An 11,905-nucleotide genomic window follows, 5' to 3' on the forward strand; every position below is an offset into this window, starting at 1 on the left:
ACAGGTGGTGTTTGATTTAGTCGTGGCAGCCTGCAACAATAGTTGAAATTTTTGCGCAGCACTGTGCAACGTGAGTACTGTTGTCTTTTGGTGCAACAAGTGATTTCATTTAACACCTCTTTATTATGGTATAACGTTTATTATGGTTTAGTTATTTTATAGGTAAAACTTGCAACATAAATTGCACCCTTGGGGTACGGTTCACTTTCTTCCAGTATTTCAATGTCAGAGAATCCCGCCTTTGCTATAATTGCTAAGTACTCGTCTTTAGGAATTGAACCTGCCCAGCACTCAGCAACTGCATCAGGATCATTTTTGTATTCTAAAGGAACCTGTCCAATAGAGTAAATATCACTTATAATGCATCTTCCACCTGGTTTTAAGATGCGATAAATTTCATTGAATACATTTTGTTTGTTGTTTACATGGTTTATTGTACAATTAGAAATGATAACATCACAGTTATTATTGGGAAGTGGCAGTGTTTCAAGGTCTGATTGTATAAATGCAACATTAGTATATCCAAATTTGTTCGATAGTTCCTTTGATTTAGCTATCATGCCACTGGAGATATCAATGCCATAAACAAAACCATTGCTACCCACTGCATCAGCCATACGCAGAACATCAGTGCCGCGTCCACTGCCTAAATCAACACATACTTCACCTGGTTTGGGCTTTGCATGATTAATTGCTCCTCCACAGGACAGGCAACAGGAGCTTTGAGCTAAATTGCTATAACGCACATTTATTGCTTCAAGAACATGTGATGTATTTACCATAGGATATATTCTCTTGATACATGAAATATTATTATTTTATAAAATACTAAAATAATATGTATGCGTCAAAGAAAATTATGCATTTTTTTAAATTTTTTTATAGTGAGGATTAGTGATAAAAATGCACCTCGATTACATTGTGGCTCTGGATAACAGTTTTGTCAAAGTGTCATTGCAAGCAAAGCAAGGCAATCTCAAGAAGCAGGGGTGTTTTCTATGATAAAATTTCTGATTGTATTGGAACTCACTATGACAGTTTTACCATAGGGTAATGCTTCTTATCAATTAAACGAAATAAAAATAAACTAATAAATCGTAAAAATTGCTTCGTCATCCTGATAAAATTGGGATTCCTTGTTGAGGGTTGAAGAATACTATAAATTTTTATTTTATTATTACTTTTTTGCCTTTATTTTGATGCACAGGCATAAAAAAATATTGAACAAGATTTTGTTACGCCTCTTATAGGTATGGGGTAACTATTTCACTTATTATTAATATTACATTGATACTTTGAAGTATTCAATATTTTCCAGTAATCGCCTGGCATTATCTTCAAGTTTTTCTGATAAGGACTGTATTGTAAATGATTCTTCTGCGGTATGGGTGGCTACTTCATTAATAGAATTTATTGCTTTGGTCAGTTCATCAATAGTTATCTGCTGCTCATTTGATGTGTTATATATCTCATTGGAAAGCTGTACCAACTTTTCAATTTTTCCCATTATACTTTCATTTTGGGTGGTAAGTTCTTTTGTGAATTGATGAGTAATATTCAAAACATTTTGTGTTGTAAGCATTTTATCACGAACTGATTCAAATAATGTAGCTGTTTCATTAATAAATTTTATTTCATTTTTAATTTTACTGGAGTATTGTTCAATAGTTGATTGAATCCCTTTTACCAGAGATGCTGTTTGATCAGCTAATTTATTCACTTCATCGGCAACAACTGCAAAGCCTCGCCCATGTTCACCTGCACGCGCTGCTTCTATCGCAGCATTCAGTGCCAGAAGGTTTATCTGATCGGCCACTTCATTAATTGTTGATACTGTTGCTTCAACTGTCTCTAAGTATTGAGAAATGTCAGTTATAGCGCTTACTGACCTCTGTATTGTTTCCTTGCCTTTTTCCACTCCACTGATAGCTTCATTAAAAGTCCCTGTTAATTCATTTACCTGATGTGTTAAGTTTGACCCAGAAGAATTGATAACGGTTATTTCTGTATTTACTGTATTTGCCTGTTCAAGTTGTAATTTGATAGTATTAACTATCATTTCAAAGGATGATGACATCTCTTCGTATGCTGAGCTTGTTTCTTCAATAATAGCTGTGAGGTCGCGTGATGCTTCTGAGAACTTAGTTGAAGAAATTCTCATGTTGTTGCTTGTTGCTTTGAGTTCTAAAGAGCTTGCACGAATAAGCTCAACCATACTACGAAGATTTTCTTTCATAGTATAAACAGCTATATTAATTTCTGCCAGTTCATCAGCAACTGCTATCTTTTTTGTATATGCAGCCAGTTGCCCTTCGCCAACAGTAACCAGGAATTCTTTAATGATGTTAGTCTTAATTATGAGCGATTTTGCCAATAATTTTGCAAGATATAAAGAAAATAGTAATCCTATACATCCAAAAATGAAAAGTTTCCACCATGAAGAAGAAAGATGTAAAGTGCCCTGATCGATTATAGTAGCCATAAATGCTATCATAATAAAGAATGGAGTTAGAACAATAATGGTAATTGATATCATTAATTTTTTTGTAATACCCATGGTGTTTTTGAATGTGAAATTTGCAGGGATTTTTGGAAATATACCGGTATTATAAATTTCCTGTATAAATATTTCGGTAAGAAGAAAATACAATACCGTTCCTGATGGGGCACATATTAGAATACTCATCCAGCTTATGAAAATTTGCGTTGCTGAGAATTGATGTGATACTGTAATGGGAACGGTAAACATCGATAATCCAAAAACCCATCTAAAAAAAGCTCCAATACTATGCAAATAGGGCAGGGATAAAAATCTTTTAAAGGCCAATTCATATGATTCTTCTGATATATCTTCACTTTTTACTACTGCATTAAAATATTTCTGTACTGGCTTTGTCACAATAATGTTGTTAATCTGAGTGGTAATGAACGAAATGGGGAATGCAAAAGCAATACATATTATAAAGAATATCAGTTGATTATTTGTAAAAGAAATATTTATTGTTAAAAAAAGTAATAATATAGGAACTATAATAAAGTAGCTGATTCCCTCAGTTCTAAGAATAAATTGTAATGTAAAATTTTTAATCTTTGAATCATATGAATTAAGTTCAACCTTCATACATAAGCCCCATATTTGCATGTTTTATAGGGGCTGTCTATATAATAGATGTTTAAGTAAATTCCATAAACATTATTTTATCAAAACGCATTTTTAGACAGCCCCATGCTTTTTATATTATCCTTTTTTTATTTTTTTTCTGTCAAGCGGTATTCCTTCCCATGCTGCTTCTAAAACCATGATGTAATCATTGTAATCAAGGTCTTCGGGGTTATAGAATTGTGCTGGATCGCTCATTGCTGTTTTTGCAATGTCAGGGAGCTTTTCTTTGGGTATCATCTGCTTGCCACTTCTGTCATATACCTCTTTCAGGAAACGCGGGTGCTTGCCATCGGTGGCATCATGCAGATCCTGAATAAGCTTTCGAATATATTCTACAGTTTTAAGTGGCCTCTCTTTTTTTTGTGTTTTGTTATATACTTCTTCACCAGCCAGTGGATATAGTAGCTCGCCAATGTACTGTGAACGTTTATGCATGTTGTACTCCAATCCATACGGCAGCAGTATATTCATGCATACACCATGTGGTACACCACACACACCCCCAATAGCATGTCCAATGTTGTGTACAAGACCAACCATGGAATTGGAAAAAGCCATGCCAGCTAAGTTTGAAGCCAGCGCCAGTGCTAACCTGCCATCGAGATCAGAAGGTTTTTTAACCACATTGACCAGATTTTGTGCAATAAGCTGTATTGCTGCAAGCGCTGTTGTGTCACTTAATGGATTTTTTGCCAGGCAGAAGTAAGCTTCTACAGCATGGGTGAGGGCATCCATTCCGGTAAAAGCTGTTATGGTTGGTGGCAACGTTTTGGTCATTCGGGAGTCAATAATAGCAATGTCAGGTAGCAGAAATAAAGATCCAAAGGCCATTTTGATGTTCTTTTCATGGTTAGCAATAACAGCAACTGAAGTCACTTCAGAACCTGTTCCTGCCGTTGTTGGTACTGCTACAAATGGGCGGAGTTTGCGTTTTACATTACCATAACCCACAAATTGCAATAAATCAGTTGCATTTTCGGATACAAGAATATTTGCCCCTTTTGCAGTATCCAGAACTGAGCCACCGCCTACGGCAATAATTGAATCACATTTTTTTGCCCTGTAAATTTTTGCCACTTCATTGACTACTTTTACATCTGAATCTGCTGGTACATTATCAAAGAGTGCAGCAGCCTTGAGTTTTGATTTTTGCATTGCTGCCTGGACAATTTTTATAAGTCCGGCCTGCTCAACACCTTTATCAGTAATGATCATTGGCCTTTGTGCATTGATTGCTTTCAGACTCTGGGGTATCTGCTCTAAGGCCTTATGGCCAACTATTGTTTTAACACTGTTACAAAATTCATAATATGCTGGTAATTGCATGATTGCACCTCGTTTCAATTATTAGAATGTAAATGCACGAACATAGATAAGTATTCTGCCAAAATGTTTTCTGAAGGGATTCATCTGTGACCATTTGGGATATCGTTTAACGGCTAACTTTGCAATAATTTTTGGCAGTAAATAAACTTCTACTATATTCAATATCCTTACCAATGCACAGGCGTCAGGCAAATCCCCATCTACAACCAGCCTATTGCGAGCAGTTGAGATTGCAGTTCCTTCCTGGAATGTAAAAAGAAGCATTGCAGCCTCAACACTTTTTATGGTCATGGTTAATGTTGGTTTGTAGCCTTTATCCTTCCAGCCTAAGTACTTTACCTTGCCATCTTTAGTTTTGCCAACATACATTGCAGGTCCATTTGGCCATATCCACATCTTCAATAAAAAATTATCTTTTAGTTTTGCAAATTCTTCTTTTACTTCACTGTCAACCTTTGCTGCAGCTTGAATGGCCCGGCCAACCACCCACAGCATAACAGCAATATATATTCGTTTAATCAATTTCTTCTTTGGCTTAATTTCAGGATATTGTAATGCGTTCATAATGTAACTCCTTTTTAAAATTATTTACCTTCAAAGGATTTTTCTAGAAGTGCCATATATTCAGTTTCTTTGTGCTGTTTATTCTTTACAGCAGCTAATCTGGCATATTCTTTCAGTTTGTAGTGGGGAATATTCAACCCTTTCAATGTTGAAGGTGCATAGTTACCTGTTGCATCTATACACTTAATGAGATAGTCATAAGCGACTTTCTGGCGGTCCTTTTCAGGAGTCTTTGCATATGTATCAATGCCAGCAAGGGCAAGTAGTAATTCAGGGCGTATGCCACCTTTAGCATGCAGTTTTGCAGCCAGGCTATATCTAAGAAGAATTCCCATCACTTTACCAGGTTGAAGGTTGGTATCAAGAACTATCGCCTGCGCTAATGTATGTACTATTCCCTGTGGTGCATTTGAAAATGCAGTATCCGCACAGGCTGCCGCATTAACTATAGCAACACTTCCGTCCTTGTTACATGGCCTTTTAATTGTCTTTGGAAGGTATTGATAAATAAATTGAAGTGCAGTATGTGCATACGCATCATTGATAGGATTAGGTGCAGCTATGCCACATGCTTCAATTGCATGTGCCAGTGATGTAAGCGCACAGTTCGCCACCTCCTGTGAAGTAGCATGGCGCGTTATGCGTGAATCAATAACAATAACATCAGGATACAGAAAATCGGATTGTTTTTCAAAACGCTCGTAATATGCAATAGCGGCCATTTCCCCGCCTTCGCAATCTGCAGTGGGTGCGCAAATTAAAGGTTTAAGTGGCGATGAAATGGTAAGATCAGTACATTTCAAAATATCAGTTTTAAGTGAAACAGCCATATTGACTGCTTTTGCAATATGTGCTATCCCGCCTGAACCAAGTGCAATGATTGAATCACAACCCCTATCTCTGTATAGTTTCGATAGTTCATTGATTATTGTTACACTGGGGTAGTTAGGGGCATTGGTAAAAAGAGCGCCTATAGTAATGTTGCTATCGTATAAAGCTTTCGTTAATGTTTTTGCTAACCCTTTTTTTGCCCATCGGGCTGATGTGATGACAAGGGGCTTGCGGGCATTCAGTGATTCTAATTCAAATGGGATATGTTCCAGCGCTTTAAGCCCAGAACAAATTTTAGGATGACTTAAAAATGTAAAGTTGTATGGAATCATGGTGCCACCTCATTATTTTTTTTCAATTTTTAATCGTTTTAATGTGCTGTCTTTAGGAATGCCATTTTCATCAAAACCACGTGCTTTATAGTAACTATCTACCAGTTCTTCCAATGGTACGGTACGCTGCTGTGGGTCACAGTGCCTGCCCTCGGTTAAAAATCGTTGTGGGAGAGTATCGTCTTTTCGTGATATACCTTCACGGGTATTCATATAGCGCTCAAGAACATGTATCCTTCTTCCTGCTTTAATCCACTTGAACATCCCCATGCGCTTGCCAGTAATTCCCGACCACATTTCGGGCCACAGGCTTACATCCATGAATTTTGTAGCAATTGGGTTGAGATAGGTTACCATTGGATTTAATAGAAATGTTGGCGTGTATTTTACCACAAAAGGTTCCAGTTCTACAGCAAAAGCAGTAAACTGACATATATGCATTGAATTAATGGCACAGGTGACATCTTCCAAAAATGCAATCATGGAACCTTTACCTTTGAGTGAAAAGGGATCATGCATATTCAGATACACTTCAACTGCAAAGCTTGCAGTGGAAAGATGGCACGCACCACGGTTTGCAACAGCATAGCTTAATGCCTGCCCCCAAGCACCACGGGGATCGTAGGCTGCCATTTCAAGGCCTTTAACTTGAATTGCAAAATCAGCTCCACCATATTTTTGCGATAGTTTTCGGGTACCATTGGCTAAATCATTACCAAACCCTCTTCTATAAGCAATGTCCGTGATAGTTTTTGCTACATTATCGGGTGATCCAAATTTGAGATCGGTTTTAATTAATCCTTTTTCGGTGGCCTCCATTGCCCAGGCAATTGTGACTGCAGTGGATATTGTATCAAGGCCATATTTTGTACAAAGTTCGTTAAATTCGCTGACTGCGACAGGATCAAAGATCTCTAAATTGGAGCCAAAAGTACCAATAGTTTCATATTCAGGAATCTGACGCATTTGGCCATTTATAGTGCCTTTGTGACCGCAGAGAATGGCACAGGGCTTGCAGGTTGAGAATTTGGTATCAAAGCGTTCAGCCATTTCTTCGCCAGAAATTTTGTGTGCTTCGCCGTGTGAACCACCCGTGAAATTGCGAACCGGTAACAACCCACCTGCATTATTCAGATTGACATTTGCATTGGTACCAAACTGCCGGTATGATACGGATGTAATGGGATTGCGGTTGATAAATTTAAGTGTTTTTTTGCGGGCTTTATCAAACTTTTTAGGATTTTTTGGTACTATCTTGAATTCATTTCCTTTAGCAACTATCGCTTTTACATTTTTTGAACCCAGTACTGCACCCATGCCACAGCGCCCTAAAAATCTGTGGCCGGAACAGATATTAGCATACAGTACCTTGTTTTCACCTGCTTGCCCAATGACCAGTGCACCGCTGCCTTCCTTGTCAAGGGCTTTTTGAACGGTCTGAGTATCTTTACCCCATAATTTTTTTGCATCCTTGAATTCAACTCCCTTTGAACTGATAACTAAATACACCGGTGATTTAGCTTTGCCCTTTACAATGAGTCCATCCCAACCGGAGGTTTTCAATGCCATACCAAATGGTCCGCCACAGGAACCGGTTCCCATAAGTCCTGTCAATGGTGATTTGGTAACTGCTGCAAAGCGACCTGCACAGGGTGCGCCAGTGCCCAGATATACTCCCGTCATCACGATGAATTCATTTTCCTCAGAGAAAGGATCAATGCCTGCCGGCACTCTGTCATAAAAAAGTTTTAAGCCCAATCCCTTGCCGCCCAAATAGAGTTCCAGGTCCTTTTCAGAGATGGGAATCTCACGGTAGGATTGTGTGGTTAAATCAACTTCAATGACCTTGTTACTTGTTCCAGTGATTTCCTGCATATAGTATCTCCTTAAAACTTTAATTTTTTTGATGTTACAGATTGGCGTTAAAACAAAATCGATTAATTGTATTATTACAATAAAATTGTATATGAGTAATAATAGAATAATGTAAAATTATATGTCAATCACGATATTGAGAAGAAAATAAAAAATAAGTGCGAAGTTATAAATTAAAACTAGAAAATTATATTCTCTATTAAAATTTTAAACTATCCCAAATAATGTGAAAAAAAAACAGGTGAAGTAACTGACAAAAACGAAGTTAGTAAATTTGCAAATGCATAGTAGATGATGATATTTATTGCAAAAGTGCAGTAAATTGAATAATTAGTGCAGGATGGGGATATTTGATTGTTTTAAAATAATAAAATATGGTGAGATATACTGCAATAAGGCAAATTAAAATAAATCAATATGAAAAAAGCTTGCAACGATAGTTATCGGTAATGTAGTATTGATATACCACATAATACTACAATATACACTTTGGGAGGAAACTATGGATTTTGAAACCACTACCTGTATTTCGCTTCCCCATTTAGCTATCCTTGGTGAATATGCACACACGTTAGATGTGCCACTGACAACACTTATTGTGTACATGGTCATGTATGCGGCAAAGAAAGAAAAGAAGACGTATGTAGCATTTAAACGTATAGCTTACCGCAAACGCAGTACAGGCAATCCCTGGAAACGGGTACATCTGGTGCTATATCAGTCGGAGTATGAGTTTTTCTTAGATGTTAAGAAGTTATGGAAGATGTCGCTTGCCAATATCATTGCATTTTGTGTGGATAATGTTCTGGAAGAATTTTTTTTGTATTTCAAAGAGCGATTAAAAGAAATAAATACCGATAACTATCCTAATAATTTACCCAGTTATTATGAAAATAGGTCGTATACCTTTGATTTTCACCGTGAAAACGGCATACATTGCCTTAAATTCTACTGGGGACCACCACCAGAAGTATTGCGGAAACATTTATAAGCAATATTCTCCTAATTTAGATTATACGATTATCATAAAAGATAATAACAGCAATTTTTGCTGAAATGATGGTATTGTTACTATAAAAAATAAAAACCGCTCTGTTATCGTATTGATTTTAAGAAACAAAGCGGTTTTACTCATTCACTATAATTTTAAGAAAATTATATTTTGTCTTCTACAAAATATCCTGCTGGTATATGGTAGTATTTAAATGGCTGTTGTAGAATGCGGCTTGCCTTAGAATCAGGATTATCAAAGAAATCTTTTACTACTTCCATAAAATTTAAAGAGATGCCATAATACATGCTTCTATACGGTTCTGCAGTTGTTTCATCCCATCGTACATAGTTACGTGTAAAATAGCCAATATCTAACTGTATATAGCGCATGAAGTTTGGTAATTTTATTCCTAAGTTTTGCAGACCTGCCAGCCTGAAATTAAAAACATATTTTGCTCCACTATAATCGCTTGACATATGCAATGGATTTTTACCCCAGCGGTCAAAATAACTTTCAGTGGGCCAATATTGCCAGCTAAAACCAATGAGCGAGTCCAGTGTTGGGGAGTATTCCAGTAGTATCCCCAATCCAATACCAAGCATATCGGCAACAACATCTTCATAGGAAAAGCCGTATTTGCCAGTAAATGCATCACCTACTTCAATACCAACACCTAAAAATGTAGCGGTTGCAATGGAATAAATCCATTTTGTATTTCTGCCATTTTCTGACCAATCATAGTAATTATGAAAGATCCTGAACGCTAAGTAATGAGCCCAACCGTGTCCAATTTTATCAGCACCCCCGGAATCAGTATTCTGCCCAAAAAAGCCCTCATGAGCCCATCGCCAATTGCTTTGTTCACCCCAGTCCCATGTTTCCATTCCGTATAATATTGTAATTGTAGGTACTGCCACAAACATTGCCAGCGTTGGTATGGTAGGCCAGTTGCTTTCATTCTGAACAGGTGCAGGGTTTCCAGTTGTTTCCTGCGCATAGAGTACCATAGGAAATAATACCATAATGGTGAAAATTAGAGTGAGTGGTTTTAACAACGTGTTGCTTTTCATAATAATGCCCTCAATAGACGTTTATCTTTATTATTCTGCAGGTGCTATCAGCATTCAGTAACAATTAAAATAAATCAGAATATTAAAAAAGGACACAAAAGGGCAAAATCAAATATGTCAATAAATTTTAGTAAAATAAATATAAAAAATATATTAAATAGTATTGTGTGTTACACAAATCAAATGTTAGTTCATAGGATTTTTTGTTGTAATTTTTTATAAGGGCTATATTACAATACAATAACTATCAACAATAACTATCACGTAAAGTAGGTGCCATGACAGATTATTCAAAAGCCAAAGATGCAATAATTGAAAAAGTTGAAGGGTATGTCTTTGATACAATACCAGCACGTGGCCATTGTCCGGTAGTTCAGTGGGAATATCCTGAGTTTCAAAGTTTGTGCCCGGTGTCTGGCAGGCATGATCAGGGTACATTGAAAGTTATTTATGAGCCAAAAAATCTTCTATTAGAAAGCAAATCAGTACGCGATTATATGAGTGCGTGGCGAAATAAATCAATATGGCAGGAATACGTTACTGATGTCATTGCGCAGGATCTGTACAATGCCATCAAGCCAAAGTGGCTTACAGTAGAAATTCAGTGGGCGCCACGAGGTGGAATATTTGCCACTACCACATCTGTAAAAGGTAAAAAGTAAATAAAGGGCACTATGATAGCTGAATATATAGCAGGTGTTGATATTGGTGGAACTAAAATTATTACAACTATCGCCAATGCTACTGGTATAAAAGCACGGGTTTACCAGCACACACAATTGCAGGGGGATAACCTCGTTATTCCAAAACAGGCATATATGTTGATACAAAAAACAGCAGAATATGCTGGCATTCATTATGAAGACATTAAAAGAGTGGGGATAAGCACCTGCAGCCCTTTTGAAAGAAAAGGAATGTATAAAGAGATAGTTGCCCCAAATCTTTGCGGAGGATTAACAGGGAGTTGTCGTTTACCCAATTCATGGCAGTCCATACCACTTGAAGAATTTTTCAATCAATTATATCCTGAGGTTATAGTAGAAAATGACTGTGTGGCAGCAGTCGTTGCCGAGAAACTTTTTGGCGCTGGAAAATTTCATGATAATCTTGTGTATGTTACCTGGAGTACCGGTATTGGTGCCGGTGCCTATGTTGACGGCAGGCTAATTCGTGGTAAAAATGGTAATGCACCACACTTTGGTCATATATTTATTGCTGATGATGGCCCTCAATGTGGTTGTGGTAACTACGGGGATTTAGAGGCGATAGCATCCGGAACAGCAATTGCCCGTGATTATGGAGTCAATTCTGCAAAGGAAGTCTTTGACAACTATCGTGCTGGCGATGAAAAAGCTATGCAGATAGTACACCGGGCTGCAAAGAATTTTGCGCGGGGACTGGCTTCGCTCAATGCATTATTTGATACCGAATATATTGTATTAGGCGGTAGCGTTATGAATGACAGCGATATTCTGCTGCCGATTATACGGGAGGAGTTCTATAAGTCATTTCCGGTGTTATCAAAAAACGTTATCATAGAAAAAAGCACATTATTTGAATATATTGCTGACATATCAGCACTATCACTTGTCATGCCTGCGTCATGGATAGAATCCTGGAGAACATATACGCCGTGGATGCATGCTCCAGAGCTTATCAAACTATAACAATAAAAATAATTACAATTCACTAATTATTCCTAAATATGGAAATTTGAATAAAATATTAAATATGTACATCCCCGCCGCCT

10 protein-coding genes are annotated in these 11,905 nt (G+C 37.2%); 3 read left to right on the plus strand and 7 right to left on the minus strand.

Annotation, left to right across the window (positions count from 1 at the left end; all coding sequences use genetic code 11):
* Positions 1-140: 140 nt before the first annotated feature.
* The 6 genes from AB1444_10915 to AB1444_10940 all read right to left on the minus strand — a co-directional run bounded on the left by AB1444_10915 (position 141) and on the right by AB1444_10940 (position 8,091).
* A complete protein-coding gene (locus AB1444_10915) occupies positions 141-782 on the minus strand; it encodes a methyltransferase domain-containing protein (GenBank protein ID MEW6527167.1) in 642 nt (213 codons plus the stop codon).
* Between the two features lie 500 nt (positions 783-1,282).
* Positions 1,283-3,121 carry a methyl-accepting chemotaxis protein gene (locus tag AB1444_10920; protein MEW6527168.1) on the minus strand — a complete coding sequence of 613 codons (1,839 nt, stop codon included), beginning with the start codon at positions 3,119-3,121 and terminating at the stop codon, positions 1,283-1,285.
* 117 nt (positions 3,122-3,238) lie between these two features.
* Positions 3,239-4,489: an iron-containing alcohol dehydrogenase gene (locus AB1444_10925; protein MEW6527169.1), complete on the minus strand. Its 1,251-nt coding sequence runs from the start codon at positions 4,487-4,489 to the stop codon at positions 3,239-3,241.
* 21 nt (positions 4,490-4,510) lie between these two features.
* The gene (locus AB1444_10930; protein MEW6527170.1) at positions 4,511-5,053 is read right to left on the minus strand and encodes a hypothetical protein; all 543 of its coding nucleotides are present in this window, start codon (positions 5,051-5,053) and stop codon (positions 4,511-4,513) included.
* Between the two features lie 20 nt (positions 5,054-5,073).
* Positions 5,074-6,216: an iron-containing alcohol dehydrogenase gene (locus tag AB1444_10935; GenBank protein ID MEW6527171.1), complete on the minus strand. Its 1,143-nt coding sequence runs from the start codon at positions 6,214-6,216 to the stop codon at positions 5,074-5,076.
* A 12-nt stretch (positions 6,217-6,228) separates the two neighbouring features.
* The gene (locus tag AB1444_10940; protein ID MEW6527172.1) at positions 6,229-8,091 is read right to left on the minus strand and encodes an aldehyde ferredoxin oxidoreductase family protein; all 1,863 of its coding nucleotides are present in this window, start codon (positions 8,089-8,091) and stop codon (positions 6,229-6,231) included.
* A gap of 502 nt (positions 8,092-8,593) precedes the next feature.
* Here AB1444_10940 and AB1444_10945 point away from each other — a divergent pair.
* Positions 8,594-9,082: a hypothetical protein gene (locus AB1444_10945; GenBank protein ID MEW6527173.1), complete on the plus strand. Its 489-nt coding sequence runs from the start codon at positions 8,594-8,596 to the stop codon at positions 9,080-9,082.
* A 164-nt stretch (positions 9,083-9,246) separates the two neighbouring features.
* On the opposite strand, the gene AB1444_10950 is transcribed toward AB1444_10945, so the two are convergent.
* A complete protein-coding gene (locus tag AB1444_10950) occupies positions 9,247-10,155 on the minus strand; it encodes a DUF2279 domain-containing protein (GenBank protein ID MEW6527174.1) in 909 nt (302 codons plus the stop codon).
* Positions 10,156-10,433: 278 nt separating this feature from the next.
* Between AB1444_10950 and queF the strand changes: the two genes are divergently transcribed.
* Positions 10,434-10,817 (plus strand): preQ(1) synthase, encoded by a 384-nt coding sequence (gene queF / locus AB1444_10955; protein MEW6527175.1) that lies wholly within the window; start codon positions 10,434-10,436, stop codon positions 10,815-10,817.
* Between the two features lie 12 nt (positions 10,818-10,829).
* Complete coding sequence (locus AB1444_10960; protein MEW6527176.1) at positions 10,830-11,822, plus strand: ROK family protein; 993 nt, start codon at positions 10,830-10,832, stop codon at positions 11,820-11,822.
* Positions 11,823-11,905 lie beyond the last annotated feature (83 nt).

The sequence above is a fragment of the Spirochaetota bacterium genome (genome assembly GCA_040756435.1).
GTDB lineage: Bacteria > Spirochaetota > UBA4802 > UBA4802 > UB4802 > UBA4802.

What these genes read in the sequence shown, in the direction of transcription:
- AB1444_10915 (MEW6527167.1), bottom strand. Translation starts at nt 782, where the DNA reads ATGGTAAATACATCACATGTTCTTGAAGCAATAAATGTGCGTTATAGC.
- AB1444_10920 (MEW6527168.1), bottom strand. Translation starts at nt 3,121, where the DNA reads ATGAAGGTTGAACTTAATTCATATGATTCAAAGATTAAAAATTTTACA.
- AB1444_10925 (MEW6527169.1), bottom strand. Translation starts at nt 4,489, where the DNA reads ATGCAATTACCAGCATATTATGAATTTTGTAACAGTGTTAAAACAATA.
- AB1444_10930 (MEW6527170.1), bottom strand. Translation starts at nt 5,053, where the DNA reads ATGAACGCATTACAATATCCTGAAATTAAGCCAAAGAAGAAATTGATT.
- AB1444_10935 (MEW6527171.1), bottom strand. Translation starts at nt 6,216, where the DNA reads ATGATTCCATACAACTTTACATTTTTAAGTCATCCTAAAATTTGTTCT.
- AB1444_10940 (MEW6527172.1), bottom strand. Translation starts at nt 8,091, where the DNA reads ATGCAGGAAATCACTGGAACAAGTAACAAGGTCATTGAAGTTGATTTA.
- AB1444_10945 (MEW6527173.1), top strand. Translation starts at nt 8,594, where the DNA reads ATGGATTTTGAAACCACTACCTGTATTTCGCTTCCCCATTTAGCTATC.
- AB1444_10950 (MEW6527174.1), bottom strand. Translation starts at nt 10,155, where the DNA reads ATGAAAAGCAACACGTTGTTAAAACCACTCACTCTAATTTTCACCATT.
- queF (MEW6527175.1), top strand. Translation starts at nt 10,434, where the DNA reads ATGACAGATTATTCAAAAGCCAAAGATGCAATAATTGAAAAAGTTGAA.
- AB1444_10960 (MEW6527176.1), top strand. Translation starts at nt 10,830, where the DNA reads ATGATAGCTGAATATATAGCAGGTGTTGATATTGGTGGAACTAAAATT.